16 protein-coding genes are annotated in these 18,898 nt (G+C 65.9%); 7 read left to right on the top strand and 9 right to left on the bottom strand.

Annotation, left to right across the window (positions count from 1 at the left end):
- The first annotated feature begins 124 nt into the window (after positions 1-124).
- Both ligA and K369_RS11720 read left to right on the top strand, forming a co-directional pair.
- Positions 125-2,260 (top strand): NAD-dependent DNA ligase LigA, encoded by a 2,136-nt coding sequence (ligA, locus tag K369_RS11725; RefSeq protein ID WP_051949229.1) that lies wholly within the window; start codon positions 125-127, stop codon positions 2,258-2,260.
- Positions 2,261-2,398: 138 nt separating this feature from the next.
- Positions 2,399-3,406: a methyltransferase gene (locus K369_RS11720; protein ID WP_036291376.1), complete on the top strand. Its 1,008-nt coding sequence runs from the start codon at positions 2,399-2,401 to the stop codon at positions 3,404-3,406.
- A 168-nt stretch (positions 3,407-3,574) separates the two neighbouring features.
- Here K369_RS11720 and K369_RS11715 read toward each other — a convergent pair whose 3' ends face one another.
- Entirely contained in the window at positions 3,575-4,444 is an 870-nt protein-coding gene (locus K369_RS11715; RefSeq protein ID WP_036291374.1) for an invasion associated locus B family protein, read from the bottom strand.
- A 125-nt stretch (positions 4,445-4,569) separates the two neighbouring features.
- On the opposite strand from K369_RS11715, the gene K369_RS11710 reads away from it, so the two are divergent.
- Positions 4,570-4,989, top strand: a complete 420-nt coding sequence (locus tag K369_RS11710) for a hypothetical protein (protein ID WP_036291372.1) — start codon at positions 4,570-4,572, stop codon at positions 4,987-4,989.
- A 2-nt stretch (positions 4,990-4,991) separates the two neighbouring features.
- Here K369_RS11710 and K369_RS11705 read toward each other — a convergent pair whose 3' ends face one another.
- Entirely contained in the window at positions 4,992-6,488 is a 1,497-nt protein-coding gene (locus tag K369_RS11705) for a methyltransferase domain-containing protein (protein WP_036291370.1), read from the bottom strand.
- A gap of 62 nt (positions 6,489-6,550) precedes the next feature.
- Positions 6,551-7,324, bottom strand: coding sequence for a bifunctional 2-polyprenyl-6-hydroxyphenol methylase/3-demethylubiquinol 3-O-methyltransferase UbiG (gene ubiG, locus K369_RS11700; RefSeq protein WP_036291367.1), 774 nt, complete (start codon positions 7,322-7,324; stop codon positions 6,551-6,553).
- 310 nt (positions 7,325-7,634) lie between these two features.
- On the opposite strand from ubiG, the gene K369_RS11695 reads away from it, so the two are divergent.
- The 3 genes from K369_RS11695 (at position 7,635) to K369_RS11685 (ending at position 10,717) form a co-directional block, all read left to right on the top strand.
- Entirely contained in the window at positions 7,635-8,867 is a 1,233-nt protein-coding gene (locus K369_RS11695) for an aspartate kinase (protein ID WP_036291365.1), read from the top strand.
- 117 nt (positions 8,868-8,984) lie between these two features.
- Positions 8,985-10,025 (top strand): IS110 family transposase, encoded by a 1,041-nt coding sequence (locus tag K369_RS11690; protein WP_036286117.1) that lies wholly within the window; start codon positions 8,985-8,987, stop codon positions 10,023-10,025.
- A 281-nt stretch (positions 10,026-10,306) separates the two neighbouring features.
- Positions 10,307-10,717: a DUF2267 domain-containing protein gene (locus K369_RS11685; RefSeq protein WP_036291363.1), complete on the top strand. Its 411-nt coding sequence runs from the start codon at positions 10,307-10,309 to the stop codon at positions 10,715-10,717.
- Between the two features lie 96 nt (positions 10,718-10,813).
- Here the strand turns inward: K369_RS11685 and murJ are convergent, their stop codons facing one another.
- A complete protein-coding gene (gene murJ, locus K369_RS11680; RefSeq protein WP_036291360.1) occupies positions 10,814-12,352 on the bottom strand; it encodes a murein biosynthesis integral membrane protein MurJ in 1,539 nt (512 codons plus the stop codon).
- Positions 12,353-12,506: 154 nt separating this feature from the next.
- Positions 12,507-13,484 carry a glycosyltransferase family 2 protein gene (locus tag K369_RS11675; protein WP_036291358.1) on the bottom strand — a complete coding sequence of 326 codons (978 nt, stop codon included), beginning with the start codon at positions 13,482-13,484 and terminating at the stop codon, positions 12,507-12,509.
- A 103-nt stretch (positions 13,485-13,587) separates the two neighbouring features.
- On the opposite strand from K369_RS11675, the gene K369_RS11670 reads away from it, so the two are divergent.
- Positions 13,588-14,442, top strand: a complete 855-nt coding sequence (locus tag K369_RS11670; RefSeq protein ID WP_036291355.1) for a ChbG/HpnK family deacetylase — start codon at positions 13,588-13,590, stop codon at positions 14,440-14,442.
- 65 nt (positions 14,443-14,507) lie between these two features.
- Here K369_RS11670 and nadC read toward each other — a convergent pair whose 3' ends face one another.
- The 4 genes from nadC to nadA all read right to left on the bottom strand — a co-directional run bounded on the left by nadC (position 14,508) and on the right by nadA (position 18,861).
- A complete protein-coding gene (nadC, locus tag K369_RS11665) occupies positions 14,508-15,368 on the bottom strand; it encodes a carboxylating nicotinate-nucleotide diphosphorylase (RefSeq protein ID WP_036291353.1) in 861 nt (286 codons plus the stop codon).
- Positions 15,365-16,891 carry an L-aspartate oxidase gene (locus K369_RS11660; RefSeq protein ID WP_051949518.1) on the bottom strand — a complete coding sequence of 509 codons (1,527 nt, stop codon included), beginning with the start codon at positions 16,889-16,891 and terminating at the stop codon, positions 15,365-15,367. The genes nadC and K369_RS11660 overlap by 4 nt, the downstream gene beginning before the upstream one ends.
- A gap of 163 nt (positions 16,892-17,054) precedes the next feature.
- Positions 17,055-17,690, bottom strand: coding sequence for a DUF4202 domain-containing protein (locus tag K369_RS11655; protein ID WP_036291351.1), 636 nt, complete (start codon positions 17,688-17,690; stop codon positions 17,055-17,057).
- Positions 17,691-17,775: 85 nt separating this feature from the next.
- Positions 17,776-18,861 carry a quinolinate synthase NadA gene (nadA, locus tag K369_RS11650; protein ID WP_036291350.1) on the bottom strand — a complete coding sequence of 362 codons (1,086 nt, stop codon included), beginning with the start codon at positions 18,859-18,861 and terminating at the stop codon, positions 17,776-17,778.
- Between the last annotated feature and the right edge of the window lie 37 nt (positions 18,862-18,898).

The raw sequence follows: 18,898 nt of genomic DNA, 5'->3' as shown, positions 1-18,898 counted from the left end.
CGCGCAAATAATCGTAAACGGCGGGAGCGGCGCGAGCCCTCATCCGACCCTCGCTGACGCGAGGGCCACCTTCTCCCACAAGTGGGAGAAGGGCGCGCGCTGGTTTTTATGCTCGGATGTTGTCATGGCCTCTGATGACGCTCCTTCCCGTAAGCGCGGACCAAGACCGCCCACGCCGATCGAAGATCTCTCGCCGCGGCGGGCGAAGCTCGAATATTCGCGGCTCGCGGAACAGCTCGCCGAATATGACCGCCGCTATTATCAGGAAGACTCCCCCGCGGTCAGCGATGCAGACTATGACGCGCTGCGCCAGCGCTATGAGGCTTTGGAAAAAGCCTTTCCCGAGCTTGCTTCCGACGCCTCGCTGACGAAGAAGGTCGGCGCCGCGCCGGCGGAGAAATTCGCCAAGATAAAACATGTCGTGCCGATGCTCTCGCTCGGCAACGTCTTTGCCGACGAGGAGGTCCACGAATTCGTCGCACGCGTGCGGCGCTTTCTGGGCTTCTCAGACGAGGCGCCGCTCTTCTTCACCGCGGAGCCGAAAATCGACGGCCTCTCCTGCTCGCTGCGCTATGAGAAAGGCGCGCTCGTCTATGCCGCGACGCGCGGCGACGGCTATGAGGGCGAGGACATCACCGCCAATATTCGCACGCTCGAGGAAATCCCACAGCGCCTCAATGGCGAGAGCTGGCCGGATGTGTTGGAGGCGCGCGGCGAGGTCTATATGCGACGCGAGGATTTCTTCGCGCTCAATGAGAGACAGGCGGCGGCGAATAAGCCGCTCTTCGCCAATCCGCGCAATTCCGCAGCAGGCTCGCTGCGCCAGCTCGATCCCAAGGTGACGGCGAGCCGGCCGCTGCGCTTCTTCGCCTATAGTTGGGGCGAGGTGAGCGTCATGCCGTCCGACACGCAATTTGGCATGGTGCAGGCGCTGGCGAGCTTCGGCCTTCCGACCAATCCGCTCACCAAGATTTGTGTCGGCGCCGATGAGATGCTCGCGCATTTCCGCGACATAGAAGCGCGCCGCGCCACGCTCGGCTATGATATAGACGGCGTCGTCTACAAGGTGGACGATATCGGCCTGCAAATTCGCTTGGGCTTCGTCTCGCGCGCGCCGCGCTGGGCGGTGGCGCATAAATTTCCCGCCGAGCAGGCGAAGACCATTGTGCGCGGCATAGACATAAATGTCGGCCGCACCGGCGCGCTGACGCCCATCGCGCGGCTGGAGCCGGTGACGGTCGGCGGCGTCGTCGTCTCCAACGCCACGCTGCACAATGAGGACGAGATCGCGCGCAAGGATATTCGCATCGGCGACACCGTCGTCGTGCAGCGCGCCGGCGACGTCATTCCGCAGATCGTCGAGGTGGTGCTGGACAAGCGGCCGGAGGGGACGAAGCCTTACGAGTTCCCGCATGTCTGCCCGGCCTGCGGCTCGGCTGCGGTGCGCGAGATCGACGAGAAGGGCGTCGCCGATGTGGTGCGTCGCTGCACGGGCTCGCTGGTCTGTCCAGCGCAGGCGATCGAGCGCTTGAAGCATTTCGCCTCGCGCAACGCCATGGACATAGAAGGGCTCGGCGACAAGCAGATCGAGGCTTTCTTCGAGGAAGGCTTCATTCGCACGGCTTCCGAGATTTTCACGCTCGAGGCGCGCGACGAGCAGAACCTCACGAAATTGAAGAATCGCGAGGGCTATGGCGAGACCTCGGTGCGCAATCTCTTCGCTGCGATCGACGCGCGGCGCAGCGTTCCGATCAATCGTTTCCTGTTCGCGCTCGGCATTCGCCATGTCGGCGAGACCAACGCCAAGCGCCTCGCGCGGCATTTCGCCGATTTCGCCAGCCTTCGCGATACTGCGCGCGAGGCCGCGCCGGGAAGCGAGGCGCGCGAGCGCATCGAAGCGATCGAAGGCATTGGAGGGGTGGTCGCCGAGGCGCTCTATGATTTCTTCGCCGAGAAACACAATGAGGACGAGATCGACGCCCTGCTGCAGCATGTGACGCTGGAGGCCATGCCGCAGATCGAAAGCGCTTCGCCCGTCGCCGGCAAGACGGTGGTCTTCACCGGCGCGCTGGAGCGGCTCACGCGCGATGAGGCCAAGGCGCAGGCCGAACGCTTCGGCGCGAAGATTTCCGGCTCCGTATCGAAGAAGACCGATCTCGTCGTGGCGGGGCCGGGGGCGGGCTCCAAGCTGGCCAAGGCAAAGGAGCTCGGCGTCGAGGTCATCAGCGAAGAGGAATGGTTCACGCGAACGGGACAGTAGGGGCGCGATCGACCGCCGCGGCGCGAAATGGCAAGACGAGCCGCGTATTTTAAAAGCAAGGGCGCTCCCTTCTCCCACTCGTGGGAGAAGGAGACGCATGTCGAGATTCCAGATCGATCTTCTTAACGTGAGGACAGAATGAGCACTCTCTCCCCGGAAAAAATCCTCGGTCTCGGCTTCGCGTTTTGGAACTCGAAAGTCTTGCTCTCGGCGGTCGAGCTCGGCCTCTTCACCGTCCTGGCGGAAGGCCCGGCCGACGCCGAAACGCTGCGCGCCCGCCTCGGCCTGCATGAGCGTTCGGCGCGCGATTTCTTCGATGCGCTGGTGGCGCTCGGAATGCTCGAGCGCGAGAACGGCCTCTATCGCAACACGGCGGAGACGGACCTCTTCCTCGATCGCGCCAAGCCGAGCTATGTCGGGCAGATATTGGAAATGTCCAATCTCCGCTTGTTCTCGAGCTGGAACCGCCTCACCGATGCGTTGCGCACCGGCGCCGCGCAGAGCGAGAACGCGGGCGAAGGCGATTTCTTTGGCGCGCTCTACGCCGATCCGCAAAAGCTGCGCGGCTTCCTTACCGCGATGAGCGGCATAAGCGCCGGTTCGGCGCAGGCCATCGCCGCGAAATTCCCGTGGCAGGATTACAAAAGCTTCATCGATGTCGGCTGCGCGCAGGGCATGGTTCCCGTCACGGTCGCGCGCGCGCATCCGCATCTTTCCGGCGGCGGTTTCGATCTGCCGCAGGCGCAGCCGGTGTTCGTTGATTTCGTCGCGCAGAACGGCCTATCGGATCGGCTGCGCTTCTATCCGGGCGATTTCTTCAAGGACGCGCTGCCCAAGGTCGACGTCATCGTCATGGGGCATATTCTTCACGATTGGAATCTCGAGGAGAAGCGCCTGCTGCTCGCCAAGGCCTATGAGGCGCTGCCGAAGGGCGGGGCGCTCATCGTCTATGAGGCGCTGATCGACGACGAGCGCAAGACCAACGCCTTCGGCCTGCTGATGAGCCTCAACATGCTGATCGAAACGCCCGGCGGCTTCGATTACACCGGCGCGGATTGCCAGGACTGGATGCGTGAGGCCGGCTTCTCGCAAACGCGCGTCGAGCATTTGCTGGGGCCGGATTCGATGGTCGTCGGCGTGAAGTGAGCCGCGCGATTCTCGCGGAGCGCGCCCCCTCCCTCACCCTCCCCCGCTGACGCGGGAGAGGGGAGCGGCAAACGCGACGCGAGCTTTGAATTAAACGCGCAACCTCCCCCTCTCCCGCAAAGCGGGGGAGGGTCGGGGAGGGGGCGCTCGAGCAACGACTGCTTGCCTCTACGGGCATTCCTTCTGCACGCGGCCGAGCGCGTCCGAGAGACCCTTCAGCGAGTAAGTGTCGGTCGTGACATTGCCCTTGGCGGAGGGCGCCTTGACGACGAGCTTCGTGCCGCTCTTCAACGCCTCGACGAATTCTTTCTCTTTCGCCGGGTTTTTCACCCAGGCGTTGGAGCCTTTGGTCACGAGCTCGAAATTGTCGCCGTCGATGTCGGCGCTGGCCGCGCCGCCGTCCTTGGCCGCGAAGCCGAGGATGATCGCCACCTCATTGCGCACGCCTTCGGCGGGCCGCGTCGAGATGAAGACATAGGCCTTGTCGCGCTGCAATTTCCCCGGCTGGCGATCTTTCGGCTCGGCGAGCGCATAGCAGGTCTTGTCCTTGCCCTGCCCATGCGCGGTCATGGCGTTCCAATCGCCAAAGGAGCCGATGGCGGTCGGCGTCTTGACGCCGGGCTTCTCCTTCTCGGCCGGCTTCTCCTTGCCCGCCGCCTTGGCGTCCTTGCCGCCCGTATCCTTGCCGTTCTGGTCCTTGCCGCCTTTGGCGGGCTTGCCGTTCTTGTCCTTGGCGGGCTTGGCGTCCGGCTCCTCGGAATCATCCGCGGCCGCGGCCTTTTTTGCATCGGCGGGCTTTTTCGCCTCGGCGGCTTTTTTCGCGTCCACGGGCTTTTTGGCGGCGTCCGGCTTTTTTGTTTCGCCCGGCTTGGCGGGCTCGGCCTTTTTTGCCTCCGATTTGGCGGGCTTCTTCTTATCGGCCTTGGTTTCGGCGGCCGCATCCTCGGCCGCTGGCTTTTCTTTGGCGAGCGCCGGCGCCGCGACAGTGAGGCCGAGGCCGGCGGCGAGAAGGAGGGGAAGGAAAGAGGGGCGAATCATGGCCGCAATTCTATCGCCCGCGCCTGTGGCGAACCAGTGGCGGCGTCGCAGATGACGGCGGATCGCTGGAATGTTTCCTGCTTGGCGCGTGCGCGCGCAAGACGCGCGCGAAGCGGGATGTTTCCATGGCCAGACGGCATATTCTCTATATCGAGCGCGGCAAATTGCCGGATCGCGCCGCGCATCAAAAGGCGATCGACGCGACCAAGATCGGCGTCGCGCTGGATCACGACTACGCGCCTTTCGCCGTCGAGGGCTATCTGCCCTGCACATATGACGGCGAGGACGCCGGTTTCGACATTCGCTTCTCGGAGCGCGACCCCGCCGCGGCGCTGTCGCCGGAGCTGGCCGCGGCGATCGGCGGCCGCGATGCGCAGATCGCCATCAAATGGTCGAGCGACCCTCGCGAGAAGATCGCGGCTTTGGCCTTCAGCGCCGCGCTCGCCAAGGATTTCGACGCGATCGCCCATGATCCCGAGAAAGACAAGATCATCGCCGCCGACGCGCTGCTGAAGCAGGCGAAGGCGGCGCAGGACGAGCTATAGTCTCAACGCTTCCGCAGCAGGACCAGCCGGCCGTCGACCGGCCGGTTGGCCTCTATGCGGATCGTCGTCGCCCGCGAGACGAGCGGGACGAAGTCCTTTTGCGAGAGCGCCTCTATATAGGCGGGATCATGCGCGAAGCGGCCGGCGGGATCGAGCGTGTAATCCGCGCCGGCGCCGGTCTCGAAGCTGAATGCGAAGACCCCGCCCGGCGCGAGACGCGCCGCGGCGCCGTCGAACAGCGCCGAGAGATCGCCGAGATAGATCAGCATATCCAGCGCGACCACGAGGTCGAAGCGCTCGTCGCAGCCGGCGAGGAACGCCTGCGCGTCCTGCTCCACGAGCCGCGCATAGAGCCCGCGCTCGCGCGCTTTTTCCAGCATGCGCGGGGAGAGGTCGACGCCGACGATCTCCCCGCCGAAGCCGGCGAGGATGGGCGCCGCGAGGCCGGTGCCGCATCCGAGATCGAGAATGCGCGGAAAGCTGCGTGCGGTTTCCGCCAGCAGCGGCTGCAATGTCTCCGGCAGCCGATAGCCGAGCGTCTCTGTGAGATGACGATCGAAGTCCGGCGCATAGAGGTCGAAGCAGGCGGCGATATAGGCCGGCGAGGCGCGCTCGCGCGGCGTCCCGCGCAGCGCGTCGAGATGGAAGGGGATGATCTGATCGTCCGGCGCCGCGCGCAGCAGCGCCTCGCCGAAGCGAATCGCCGCCTCCTTGTGGCCGAAGCCGCAGAGCGCGCGGAACACCACGCGGCCGATGCGCGCGTCCTCCTCCGCATGAAGGCCGGCGGCGCGCCGATAGGCGGCGAAGGCGTCCTCGGGCGAGACTTCCAGAGCCGTTTCCACGCAGGCGGCGAGCGCATATTTGCGGACGATCGCCGCTTCCTCCGGCAGAGAGGCGGCGGCCTGTTCCAGAGCGGCGCGCGCGGCGGCGAACTCGCCGATCAGATAGAGCGTCTGGCCATAGCAGGCGTAGAGGCCGGGCGTGGCGACGCCGCGCTCCAGCGCGCCGCGCAGCAGCGTGACGGCTTCGTCATAGCGGCGGCTCTCGAGGCAGATGAGGCCGAGCCCGGTCGCCGCCTCGGCGCAGGCGGGGTCGAGATCGAGCGCCGCGAGATAGGAATGCTCGGCGGTGGCGGTCTCGCCAATTTCGTTGCAGAGGCTGGCGACGGTGAGCCAGACCTGCACGCGGCTCGGATCGCGCTCCAGCGAGGCGATGAAGCATTGCAGCGCGTCGGCCTTGCGGCCGTCGAGCCAGAGCACCGCGCCGAGATCGGCGAGGAGATGGGCGTCCTCGGGCGTCAGCGAGGCGGCCGTCGTCAGAGCGGCGACCGCGCCGGTCACATCGCCCTCCTGCCAGAGGCCGAGGCCGAGATAGCGCAATGCTTTGACCGGCGATTCGCCGGCGTCCATCATTTCAGCGAAACGCGGAAAGCGCGCGCGCCAGACACCGAGCGTGTCGACGAGGTCCGGCGGCGACGGCGGAGAAATATGCAGACTCATGCGGCTATGCTCCCGAAACAAACGGGACATAGTCTGCCGCGCCGAGCTGTCGTCAGGCTGGCCTAGCCGACCTTTTTCGCCGCCATCATGTAATTCACATCGGTGTCGTGGCTCTTGCGCCAGCTGCGCGTCAGCGGCTGGAAGCTCATGCCGGAGCGGTCGATCTCGCGCAGCCCGGCGCGGCGCAGCCATGCGGACAATTCGTCGGGCCGCACGAATTTGTCATGGTCATGCGTGCCGCGCGGCACCCAGCCCAGCACATATTCGGCGCCCAGAATCGCCAGCGCATAGCTCTTCAGCGTGCGGTCTATCGTGGCGAGAAACAGCATTCCGCCGGGCTCGACCAGCGAGGCGAGCGTCGCGACGAAATCGCTCTGTCCTTCGACATGCTCCAGCACTTCCATGGCGACGACGATATCGAAGCGCGCGCCTTCCGCGGCCAGCGCCTCGGCGGTGCTGTTGCGATAGGCGATGTCGAGGCCGGAGCGCTCCGCATGGCGGCGCGCCACCTCTATATTATTGGGCGCGGGATCGACGGCCGCGACATTCGCGCCCAGCTCGGCCAGCGATTCGCTCAATATGCCGCCGCCGCAGCCGATATCGACGAGCCGCAGCCCCGCGAGCGGCTGCGCGTCGTGACGGTCGCGGGCCGCGCCGTCCACGCGAAAATGCCGGCAGGCGAGATCGCGGATGTAATTGACGCGGACAGGATTGATGTCGTGCAAAATGCCCATTTTGCCCGTGGCGTCCCACCACAGCTCGCCGAGCCGGTCGAAACGGTCGACGTCTTTCGGGTCGACGCTGGCGGAATGGGGGCGGTCATGATGCTGCGGCACGCTTGTCCTCTCTCATCGGCCTCTCGGGGCGCCGAACTGTTCGAAGAAGGTTTCCTCATCCTGAGGAGCCCACGCAGTGGGCGTCTCGAAGGACGAGGAAGCCGTCATCCCCGCCTTCTGGAGCCCTCGTGCTTTAAAGACGCGCCTTTTCAGGCGCTCCTCAGCATGAGGGGGCGGGGGCTTGGTCCAGTCCCCGCCGCGGCGTTGACACCGGCGACGGGGGCGTCACATATACGCCCGCTTTTGGTCGGATGCGAGCGGCCATCCGGCTCGCCCCGAGCCGGGCCCGTGTTTCCAATCTAGGTCGGTCATGGCTCGTCTGGTGATGAAATTCGGCGGCACCTCGGTCGCCAATGTGGAACGCATCCGCAATGTCGCGCTCCATGTGAAGCGCGAGGTGGAGGCGGGCTACAAGGTCGCCGTCGTGGTCTCGGCCATGTCCGGCAAGACCAATGAGCTGGTCGCCTGGTGCAAGGACGCCGCCGCTCTGCACGATCAGCGCGAATATGACGCCGTCGTCGCCTCCGGCGAGCAGGTGACGGCCGGCTTGCTCGCCATCGCCTTGCAGAATATCGGCCTTGCGGCGCGCTCCTGGCAGGGATGGCAAATTCCTATCCTGACCAGCGACGCTCATGGCTCGGCCCGCATCCAGTCGATCGACGGCTCCGCTCTGCGCGCCGGCTTCGATCGCGGCGAGGTCGCCGTCATCGCCGGATTCCAGGGAATTCACCAGCCGAGCGGCCGCATCACCACGCTCGGCCGCGGCGGCTCGGACACCAGCGCCGTCGCCGTCGCCGCCGCGATCGAGGCGGATCGCTGCGACATTTATACGGATGTCGACGGCGTCTACACCACCGACCCCCGCGTCGTTCCCAAGGCGCGGCGCATGGAGCGCATCGCCTTCGAGGAGATGCTGGAGATGGCCTCGCTCGGCGCCAAGGTGCTGCAGGTGCGCTCGGTGGAGGTGGCCATGGTGCATGGCGTCCGCACCTTCGTCCGCTCGTCCTTCGACGATCCGGCCCGTCCCAACAGCGGCACGCTGATCTGCAAAGAGGAGGATATTGTGGAAGCCCAGGTCGTGACCGGCATCGCCTTCTCGCGTGACGAGGCGCAGATCACCCTTCGCGGCGTCGCCGACAAGCCCGGCGTGGCGGCCGCGGTCTTCGTGCCGCTGGCCGAGGCCGGCGTCAATGTCGACATGATCGTGCAGGTCGCCTCCGACGCGACCATGACCGACATGACCTTCACCGTCCCGGCCGCCGAATATGAGCGCTGTCTCTCCATTCTCGAGAAGGCCAAGTCCTCGATCGGCTATGCCGGGCTGACCGGGGCCAAGGATGTGGCGAAGGTCTCGGCCATCGGCATCGGCATGCGCAGCCACGCCGGCGTCGCCGCCCGCGCCTTCAAGGCGCTGGCCGAGAAGGGCGTGAACATTCGCGCCATCACCACTTCGGAGATCAAATTCTCCGTGCTGATCGACGCCGCCTATACGGAGCTCGCCGTCCGCACGCTGCATTCGCTCTACGGCCTCGACGCCGAGTGAGGCCGCTGCGAATTCGTCGCAATCGCCGCGTAATTGTCGAGACCGAGCTTTTATGGAATGGCCCGCCCCTCCTTCCGGCGTAGTAGGCTCGCCGGCGATAGAACGGAGGGATTGGTCATGAAGACGAAGGTTTCCGTGCTCGGGATCGACATCGGCAAGAATATTTGCAGTCTCGTTGGCTTCGACGCGGCCGGGACGGTGGTCATGCGGCGGCGGGCGACGCGGGAGACGCTGATCGGCTTGGCAGCGAAGCTGCCGGCCTGTGTCGTCGCGATGGAAGCGTGCTGCGGCGCTCATCATCTGGGGCGGGTCTTCGCGGCTCATGGCCACGAGGTTCGGCTGATGTCGCCCGAATATGTTCGCCCCTATGTGAAAGCGCAGAAGAACGACGATCGCGACGCTGAAGGGATCGCCGAGGCGGCGACGCGGCCGACCATGCGCTTTGTGGAACTGAAAACGCAGGATCAGCTCGACATCCAGACGTTGCATCGGTCTCGCGACCGACTGGTCGGCGAACGGACGGCGCTGATCAACCAACTGCGGGCGATCCTTCTGGAGCGCGGAATCGTCGTTCCCAAGGGTAAACGTCATCTCGCGGATTATCTCGCCGTCATGCTGGACGAAGGGGGCCGACACACTTTGAGCGACCGGATGTACAGGCTCGTCGACGACGCTCGCACGCAATGGCGCGAGCTGGACAAGCGCATCGCCGCCTTCGACGCGGAGTTCACGGCTTTCGCCAAAGAGAACGAGGACGCCCGGCGACTGGCGACAATACCGGGCGTCGGCGCCCTGATCGCTTCGGCCTTGTTGGCGGCGATCGGAAAGGCCGAGACGTTCGAGCATGGTCGCGATCTTGCGGCCTGGCTCGGCCTGGTCCCCCGTCAGGCGACGACGGGGGGCAAGCCGAAACTGCTCGGGATCAGCAAGCGGGGCAACCGATATTTGCGCAGGCAACTCATCCATGGCGCGCGGGCGGCGCTCCCCCATGTCGCCAAACGCGACACGTCGCTCGGGCGGTGGCTGACGACGCTGCTCGCCCGCGTGCATCAGAATGTCGCGGTCGTCGCCTTTGCCAACAAGCTGGCGCGGATCTCCTGGGCGGTGCTGCGGCGTGGAGAAACATTTGCCGACAAGGAGGCGATCCTGGCGGCGTGAGACTGGTCGTTCGGCGCATGTGCTGCTGATCGTCCGACGATGTTTGCGGGTGGTGGATCGAAAGATGGCCTGACTGATAGTCGAACGGCGTTCTGGAAACCTGGTTCAAAAAACGGCGTTCGACGCCGAGACTTTTATGAGGACCGGAACGCGCGTATCTCCATCTTGGCCGGGGGCTCGCCCCGAGGCCGGATACGTTGACGCAGACCCATCAGAAGGCGCTCTCGATAAAACTGCTTGCAGACGGGGCGGGCCATACGTTTTTGAAGTAGGAGCCGAGCATGGATGAATTGATCGCCCGCATTTCTGCAGCGCTCGGCGTCGAGCCCGAGACGGCGCGCCTCGCCGCCGGCCATGTGCTCGGCTTTTTCCGCAAGGAATTCCCGGACGGTCCGGCGGCCGATCTCATCGCCAAGCTGCCCGGCGCCGAGGAGGCGATCGCCGCGGCCGAGGCCGCACCGGCGGCGGATGGCGGGCTGCTCGGCGGCTTGCTGGGCGGGCTCGGCGGCCTCGTCGGCGGCTCCAAGGGCGATCTGATGGCGCTCGCCGGCCGGCTCTCCAGCGTCGGCCTCTCCCTGGATCAGAGCCAGGCGCTGGCCAAGGAGTTCTTCGCTCACGCCGAAGGGCTGGTGGGCAAGGAGAAGCTGAAGGAAATTACCGATTCGGTGCCGGGGCTGTCGCAGTTTCTGTGAGGTCGTTCTCGTCCGGCGGACAGAAGCGAGCCTGAAGGCTCGCGGTCCGGGGCGAGCGTTGGACCGCGAGCCTTCAGGCTCGCTTCTCGATGCGTGTCAGCGTTTTGCCCGTCGCAGTTGCGACAGGCGCAGGCCGAAGGCGCGCAGGCAGACGGCGAGAACGCCCGCATAGACGAGCGCTCCCGCCGCGCCCAGCAGCAGCAGCGCGGCGATATCGCGCAATGGTCCGACAAGCCGAGCCAGCGCCATCGCCGGCCCATAGCCATAGATCGCCGTCGCCAGCAGCGGTAAGCTGGCGCAAAGGCTCGCGATGGAGACGCGCAAAAACGTCTCGTCGAAGCGCATCGCCCCGCGATGCAGCGCGAGGCCGATAAGCGCCGCGAGATTGATCCATAGGCCGACGGAGGTCGCAGTGGCGAGGCCGGGCGCGCCCATCGGCTCATAGAGCGCGATCTTCAGCCCCACATTCACGACGACAGCGCCGAGCGCGACATACATGGGCGTCTTGGTGTCGCCATGCGCCTGAAAGCTCGCGCGCGCCGAGGCGATCAGCACCAGCGCCATCAGCCCGCCGCCATAGGCCGCGAGCACATCGGCGGCGGCTACGGCGTCGGCATGGGTGAAGGCGCCGCGCAGGAAGACGCCGCTCATGATCAGCTCGGGGATCGTCACAAAGGCGATGAAGAAAGGCGCGGCCAGCGCGATGGTCAGCGCCATCACGCGATTTTGTGCCGCATGGGCGCCATCCTCGTCGCCGGCGGCGATGCGGCGGCTCATCTCTGGCAGCAGCACTGTGCCGGCGGCGAGGCCGATGACGCCATTGGGCAGCTGATAGATGCGATCGGCGTAATTGATCGAGGAGACGCCGCCGTCCGGCAACATCGACGCGATGATCGTATCGGCGAAAATGGCGATCTGCCCGCTCGCCGAGCCGATCACCGCCGGCCCGAGCATCAGGAAGAATTCGCGCACGCGCTTCCAATGCGGCCGCGCGAGGCCTTCCATCACGCCGATCATGCGGGCGTTGGCCATCAGCAGCGCGAGCTGCAAGACGCCGGAGATGGTCACGCCCCAGGCGGCGGCATAGGCCGCGCTCGGAAACAGAAAGGCGACGGCGAGCGCCGCAATCATGGTGAGATTGAGCAGATTGGGCGCGAAGGCGGGCGCGGCGAAACGGCCATTGGCGTTGAGCGTGCCTTGATGCAGCGTCACCAGAGTCATGCAGAGCAGATAGGGAAAGGTGATGCGCGTCAGCGAAACGGCGAGCTCGAATTTCTCCGGCCGATCATCGAGCCCCGGCGCGAGCAGGGCGACGAATTGCGGCATGAAGGCGTAGGCGAGAAGGAGCAGAACGATCTGCGAGGCGAGCAGAAGCGTGAAAACCTCGCTCGAAAACTCCTTCGCCGAGTCTTTTCCCTGCTGCTCGAGCGCCTTGGAATAGCAGGGGACGTAAGCGGCGTTGAAGGCGCCTTCGCCGAAAATGGCGCGGAAATGATTGGGCAGGCGAAAGGCGATGAAGAAAGCGTCCGCCGCGAGCCCGGCGCCGAGAATGCCCGACAGCATCACATCGCGCAGAAAGCCGGTGATGCGCGATAGCAGCGTGAAGCCGCCGACGGAGAGGAGATTGCGGATCATGGAACGACCACGATCCCCCTCATGCTGAGGAGCGGCCGCAGGCCGCGTCTAGAAGCACGAGGGGCTCCAGAAGGCGGAACCGATAGATGCGGCGCGCTTCGAGACGCGCCTTTCAGGCGCTCCTCAGCGTGAGGGTGACTCGGGAGCCTTATATTCATTTGAATGATCTCGCAGGCTCATCGTCTTCCACCCCCACACGCTCAGCGACGAGATAGAGCGGGCGTCCTTTCACCTCGCCAAAAATGAGCGCGATATACTCTCCGAGCACGCCCAGCGAGAACAGCTGCATTCCGCCGAGAAAGGCGATGGAGACGATCAGCGAGGCGTAGCCCGGGACATCCACGCCATAGAACACCGTGCGCCAGAAATAATAGGCCGCCATGGCGAGCGCGAAGGTCGAGACGGTGATTCCGATCACCGCCCAGACCTTCAGCGGCACGGAGGAGAAGGACATGAGCCCGTCCAGCGCGAAGCGGATGAGCTTGGAGTAATTGAATTTGGAGCGGCCGGAGGCGCGCTCCTCCACCTCGAAAGGCACGCCGATCGATTTGAAGCCGATCCAGGCGAAGAGGCCTTTCGAAAAGCGCGCCCGCTCGCGCATGCGCGAGAGCGCGTCGATCGCCTGGCGGTCGAGCAGGCGGAAGTCGCCGGCGCCGCGCGGCAGCGGCGTCTCGCCGAAACGATCGAACAGGCCGTAGAAGAGATTGGCGAAGAGCGTTCGCATCAGCGGTTCGCCGGCGCGGTCGCGGCGCACGCCATAGACGTTCTTATAGCCCTCGCGCCATTTGGCGACGAATTCGGCGATCGTCTCCGGCGGATGCTGGAGGTCGGCGTCCATCAGCGCCACGGCCGCGCCGCGGGAATGGTCCAGAGCGGCGGCTATGGCGATCTCCTTGCCGAAATTGCGGCTGAAGGACACTGCTTTGACGCGGGCGTCCTCTCTATGCAATTCGCGCAGCCGCGCGAGCGTGGCGTCCGAGGAGCCGTCATCGACGAAGACGATCTCGAAAGAGGCGGCGCAACGCTCCAGCACGGGCTTCAGCCTGGCGACCAGCGGGCGAAGATTGGCCGCCTCATTGAAGACTGGAATGGCTACGGATATCTCCGGCGGATTTTCGGCTTTATCGTCCATCGCTCGCCTTATAGGTTCGGACCGGGCAAGAGAAACGGGCAAGACCTAGGCGGGCGCGCGAAAATGCGCAAGCGCGCCGAAGCCGGGAGGACGGGGTAGGAAGATGGCGGCGCAACGTGCGGTCGCGCTCTGCGCGGATGATTACGGCCTCTCCATGGGCGTCAGCCTCGGCATTCTCGAGGCGCTGGACGTCGGGCGGCTGACGGCGGTCTCCGCGCTCACCAATGTCGATCGCTGGCCGGCCATGGGGCGGGAGCTGGCGCGCCGCCGCCATGACGCCGACATTGGCGTGCATTTCAATCTGACGCTCGGGCGTCCGCTCACCAATATGCCGAAATTCGCGCCCGGCGGCGTGTTTCCGCCGCTGCGCGAGGTGATTCGCGCCGCCATGCGCGGAAAGCTGCCGATGGAGGAGATCAGCGCCGAGATCGACCGCCAGATCGACCGCTTTTACGCGGTGATGGGCCGCGCGCCGGACCATCTCGACGGGCATCAGCATGTCCATGCGCTGCCCGGCGTGCGCACGGCGCTGTTCGACGCGCTGGAGAAGCGCGGCCTCACGGGCGAGAAGCTCTGGCTGCGCGACGCCGGCGATCGGATGCATCGCATCGTGATTCGCGGCGCCGACATGCGCAAGGCCATGGTGGTCCGCGCCATCGGCCGCGGCTATCGGCGCGAGGCGGTGACGCGCGGCTTTCTGCTCAACGAAGGCTTCGCCGGCTTCTCCGATTTCGATCCGCGCAGCGATTACGCCGCGCAATTCGAAACCTATTTGCGCGCGCCCGGCGAGCGGCATCTGGTGATGTGCCATCCCGGCCGCGTCGACGAGGATTTGCGCGCGCAGGACCCGGTGACGGTGACGCGCGAGCAGGAGCTCGCCTTTCTGCTCTCATCGCGCTTCGAGGAAGTGATGATCAATCGCAGCGCATCGCTCGCGCGGCTGCGGCGGGAGGTGTGATACGGCTTCGCCCGATCGGCTCGCGCGGACACAAAGCGAGCCTGAAGGCTCGCATCACGCGCGGATCAGCCGATCTCTATATCGAGGCCGAGATCCAGCGTTTTCGCGGAATGCGTGAGCGCGCCGACGGAAATGAGATCGACGCCCGTCTCCGCTATTGCTGCGATCGTCTCCAGCGTGACGCCGCCGGACGCTTCCGCGCGCATTGCGCCGCCGATCAGCGCGACCGCGGCGCGCAAAGAATCGGGCGCCATATTGTCGAGCAGCACGATATCCGCGCCTTCGGCGAGGACCTCCTCGAGCTGCGCGAGCGTGTCGACCTCTATCTCTATCTTCACCATATGGCCGGCGAAGGCTTTGGCCGCGCGCAATGCGGGGCCGACGCCGCCGGCGACGGCGATATGATTGTCCTTTATCAGCACCGCATCATCGAGGCCGAAGCGGTGATTGGCGCCGCCGCCACAGCGCACCGCATATTTCTCGAATGCGCGCAGCAGCGGCGTCGTCTTGCGCGTGTCGCAGACCTTGGCCTTCGTATGCGCGATTTTCTCGGCATAGCGCGCCGTGAGCGTGGCGATTCCGCAGAGCCGGCCGAGGAAATTCAAGGCGACGCGCTCCGCCGAGAGAATGGCGCGCGCCGGGCCTTCGATATGGGCGAGAACATCGCCCTCGCCGATGCGCGCGCCGTCCTGCGTCGCGGGCGTGAAGACGACGGCGGGGTCGACGAGGCGAAAGGCGGCCGCCGCCACGCCGAGGCCCGCGACGACGCCGTCCTCGCGCGCGGCGATGACGGCGCGGGCGCTGGCGGTCTCGGGGATCGTCGCCTGAGTGGTGATGTCGCCGGCGCGGCCGAAATCCTCGGCGAGAGCGGCGCGCACGGCCTCTTCTATTTGCAGGGCGGGGAGCGTCCAGGGGGCGGACGTCATCTAAGCGCCTCCTCGGCGATGGCGCGCGCTTGCGCCATTGTCATATAGGAGCGATGCGCGAGCGCGTCCTCGGCTCGCGGAAAATCGGAGCGGAAATGTGCGCCGCGGCTCTCGCGCCGCGCCAGCGCCGCGCTCGTCGCCAGCAGAGCGGTCAGCGCCATATTGCGCAATTGCGCATTGGCTGTCGTCGCCTCTATGCGCAGGATCGCCCGCGCCGCGCGCGTGAGCCCGATCGCATCACGGATAACGCCGACATCGCGCGCCATCACATCGCGCAATTCGTCGACGAGGCTCTGCTCGGGCGCGTCGGCCGCGTCGGGCGACGGGGCCGGGGCGGGCGCGGCCTCGACATTCTGCTCGCCTATGTCGCTCGCGATGCGCGCCGCGAACACCACCGCCTCGAGCAGCGAGTTGGAGGCGAGGCGATTGGCGCCATGCACGCCGGTGGAGGCGACCTCGCCGGCCGCCCAAAGTCCGGCGAGAGATGTCCGCCCGCGCGCATCGGTGGCGACGCCGCCCATGTGATAATGCGCAGCGGGCGCGATCGGAATGGGCGCGGTCACAGGATCGACGCCGCCAGCCATGCAGCTCGCATAGACGGTCGGAAAGCGCGCGGGAAACTCCGCGCCCACAGTCGCGCGCGCATCGAGAAAAGCGCCGCCTCCCGCCGCGATGGAAGCGAAGACGCCGCGCGCCACGATGTCGCGCGGCGCGAGCTCGGCGGCCGGATCGATCTCCGCCATGAATCGATGGCCGGCGCGGTCGATGATGATCGCGCCTTCGCCGCGCAGAGATTCTGTCGCCAGCGGCGCCGGATCGACGCCTATGTCGATCGCGGTCGGATGGAATTGCACGAATTCCGCATCGGCGACGAGCGCGCCGGCGCGCGCCGCCATTGCGAGGCCGATGCCGCGCGCTTCCTTGGGATTTGTGGTGACGCGGTAGAGATGGCCGATTCCGCCCGTCGCCAACACTGTGGCGGGCGAGAGAAAATCGCGCAAAAGGCCGTCGCGGCCGCGCGCGCGCAGGCCGATGACGCGTCCGTCATGGGTCAGCAATTCCTGGGCGGAAAAGCCTTCCAATAATTCGATGGAAGGCGTCGCGCGAACGGCGGCGACGAGCGTCTCCATGATCGCCCGGCCGGCGGTGTCGCCTTTGACGCGCACGATGCGCCGCTCGGAATGGGCGGCCTCGCGCGAGGGCGTGAATTTGCCGTCGGCGCGATCGAAAGGCACGCCATAGGAGAGAAGATCTTCGATGCGCGCGCGGGCTTCGCGCGCCATGCCGAGCGCGATTTCCGCATCGACGATGCCGGCGCCGGCCTTCAGCGTGTCCTCGGCGTGGCGCTCCGGCGAATCCGTGTCGAGCACGGCCGCGGCGACGCCGCCCTGCGCCCAGAAGGACGCGGCGCCTTCGTCGATGGAGCCTGGAGTGAGCACGCGGACGCGGCGCGGCGCGAGCTTCAATGCGCAGAAGAGGCCGGCGAGGCCGCCGCCGACGATGAGGATGGGAGTCTGTGTCACCACCACTGTGAAAGCTCCCGAGCATGCGCCGCGCCCCCTCCCTCACCCTCCCTCGCCTTGCGGGAGAGGGGGCGGCGGGCGTTGCGGGAAATGTCGATGACGCGCGGAATCTGCTCCCTCTCCCGCAAAGCGGGGGAGGGGTGGGGAGGGGGCGCGCCGGCCATTAGTCGATCGCTACGGCTGCGAGCTTGGCGAGCGCCTCGCTCTCCTTGGCGATGGCCGCCGCCACCAGCGTGCGCGTGCGCTCCGGCAATGGCAGGGCCAGCGCCGCGCCATGGCCCTTGGGCGACATTTTGCACAGCGTCTTGCCGAGAATGTCGACGATCTTGTCGTCGTCGTAGTCTTTGTATTTCTCGTGGAAGTCGTCGAAATAATGCTCGAGGAAGACGATGGCCGCGACATTCTCCAGCGCTTGAGAATCGCGATCCTTCTTCAGCTTCTCCTTGCGGATGATCGCGCCGACATGCGCGATCTCGTCTTCCGCATAGCCCTGCGCGCGCATGAGCTCGCCGACGAGGCGCGCGTGATGCGCGCGGCACTCCTTGCGCCAATCATTATAGCCGTGGCGGCCGAGCGGGAAGCTCTCGCGTGGAATGTCCCAGCGGCGCAAATGCTGCGCGCGCGTTGCGATTTGCAGCAGCTCCGAGGCGTCGGGATAGAGCGCGGCGAGGCGCGCCGTCATGCGCTCGGCGTAGACGATCTCGAAAGCGCGCTCGGCTCCATCGGCCGTCACTTTGCGTGGATCGTCGGCGTTGGCGGCGTCGATCGCTGCGATCAGAGCCTCGTATCGAGCCGTCATGGCCGCGCTCCTCGAGAGATGCGAGCCTGAAGGCTCGCGGTCCAATGTGCGCCCTGGACCGCGAGCCTTCAGGCTCGCAAATCCATCACCCCAGATCGATCATCCGCTGCACGGAGACGCGCGCGCGCGCGGCGATCAGCGGATCGACCGTCACCTCCTCGCGGATGTGGACCAGCGCGTCGAGAATCTTCGGCAGCGTGATGCGCTTCATATGCGGGCAGAAATTGCAGGGGCGGATGAACTCGGTTCCCGTCGTCTCCGCCGCCACATTGTCGGCCATGGAGCATTCGGTCACGAGCAGCACGCGCGCCGGCTTTTTCGCGCGCACATAATCGATCATCGCCGCGGTCGAGCCGGCGAAATCGGAAATCTCCACCACCTCGCGCGGGCATTCGGGATGGGCGATGATCTTCACGCCCGGATGATCGGCGCGATAGGTCTCGAGCTCTTCCGCGGTGAAGCGCTCGTGCACCTCGCAGGCGCCGCGCCAGGCGATGATCTTCACATTTGTCTGCGCGGCGACATTCTCGGCGAGATAGCGGTCCGGCAGCATGATGACGCGATCGGAGCCGAGGCTCTCGACGACCTTCAGCGCGTTGGAGGAGGTGCAGCAAATATCCACCTCCGCCTTCACATCGGCGGAAGTGTTGACATAGGCGACGATCGGCACGCCCGGATATTCGGCGCGCAGCGCGCGAACGTCGGCGGCGGTGATGGAGGCGGCCAGCGAGCAGCCGGCCTCGAGATCGGGCATGAGCACCACTTTCTCGGGGCTCAGAATCTTCGAGGTCTCGGCCATGAAATGCACGCCGCCCTGCACGATGATCTCGGCGTCGGAGGTGGCCGCGAGCTTGGCGAGCTGCAGGCTGTCGCCGACGAAATCGGCGACGCAATGATAGATTTCCGGCGTCTGATAGTTGTGGGCCAGGATGACGGCGTTGCGTTCCCGCTTCAGCTCGTTGATCGCCTTCACATAAGGCGCATGGAACGCCCATTCGATCGCCGGCATGACCTTCGCCACCCGCTCATAGAGATGGGCGGTCGCGGCCTCGACCTCCTTGTTCCAGGCGAGATTGGGCATGGGCAGCACCGGAAAGCGCTGCTCCGCTCCGACGAGCGCGCCGATGGCGGGCGCATCGAGGCGCTTCTTCTCGGGGAAGGTGAGGGTCATGGACCTTGCTCCATCCTCACTTATGCTCAATTCGAGC

It is taken from the genome of Methylosinus sp. PW1, assembly GCF_000745215.1.
Classification (GTDB): Bacteria; Pseudomonadota; Alphaproteobacteria; order Rhizobiales; family Beijerinckiaceae; genus Methylosinus.
Note: the sequence above shows the minus strand (reverse complement) of the source record. Positions and strands in the feature narration are given on the sequence as shown.

Excerpts from the sequence above, each read along its gene's own strand:
- ligA (WP_051949229.1), top strand. The coding sequence starts at position 125 with ATGGCCTCTGATGACGCTCCTTCCCGTAAGCGCGGACCAAGACCGCCC.
- K369_RS11720 (WP_036291376.1), top strand. The coding sequence starts at position 2,399 with ATGAGCACTCTCTCCCCGGAAAAAATCCTCGGTCTCGGCTTCGCGTTT.
- K369_RS11715 (WP_036291374.1), bottom strand. The coding sequence starts at position 4,444 with ATGATTCGCCCCTCTTTCCTTCCCCTCCTTCTCGCCGCCGGCCTCGGC.
- K369_RS11710 (WP_036291372.1), top strand. The coding sequence starts at position 4,570 with ATGGCCAGACGGCATATTCTCTATATCGAGCGCGGCAAATTGCCGGAT.
- K369_RS11705 (WP_036291370.1), bottom strand. The coding sequence starts at position 6,488 with ATGAGTCTGCATATTTCTCCGCCGTCGCCGCCGGACCTCGTCGACACG.
- K369_RS11695 (WP_036291365.1), top strand. The coding sequence starts at position 7,635 with ATGGCTCGTCTGGTGATGAAATTCGGCGGCACCTCGGTCGCCAATGTG.
- K369_RS11690 (WP_036286117.1), top strand. The coding sequence starts at position 8,985 with ATGAAGACGAAGGTTTCCGTGCTCGGGATCGACATCGGCAAGAATATT.
- K369_RS11685 (WP_036291363.1), top strand. The coding sequence starts at position 10,307 with ATGGATGAATTGATCGCCCGCATTTCTGCAGCGCTCGGCGTCGAGCCC.
- murJ (WP_036291360.1), bottom strand. The coding sequence starts at position 12,352 with ATGATCCGCAATCTCCTCTCCGTCGGCGGCTTCACGCTGCTATCGCGC.
- K369_RS11675 (WP_036291358.1), bottom strand. The coding sequence starts at position 13,484 with ATGGACGATAAAGCCGAAAATCCGCCGGAGATATCCGTAGCCATTCCA.
- K369_RS11670 (WP_036291355.1), top strand. The coding sequence starts at position 13,588 with ATGGCGGCGCAACGTGCGGTCGCGCTCTGCGCGGATGATTACGGCCTC.
- nadC (WP_036291353.1), bottom strand. The coding sequence starts at position 15,368 with ATGACGTCCGCCCCCTGGACGCTCCCCGCCCTGCAAATAGAAGAGGCC.
- K369_RS11655 (WP_036291351.1), bottom strand. The coding sequence starts at position 17,690 with ATGACGGCTCGATACGAGGCTCTGATCGCAGCGATCGACGCCGCCAAC.
- nadA (WP_036291350.1), bottom strand. The coding sequence starts at position 18,861 with ATGACCCTCACCTTCCCCGAGAAGAAGCGCCTCGATGCGCCCGCCATC.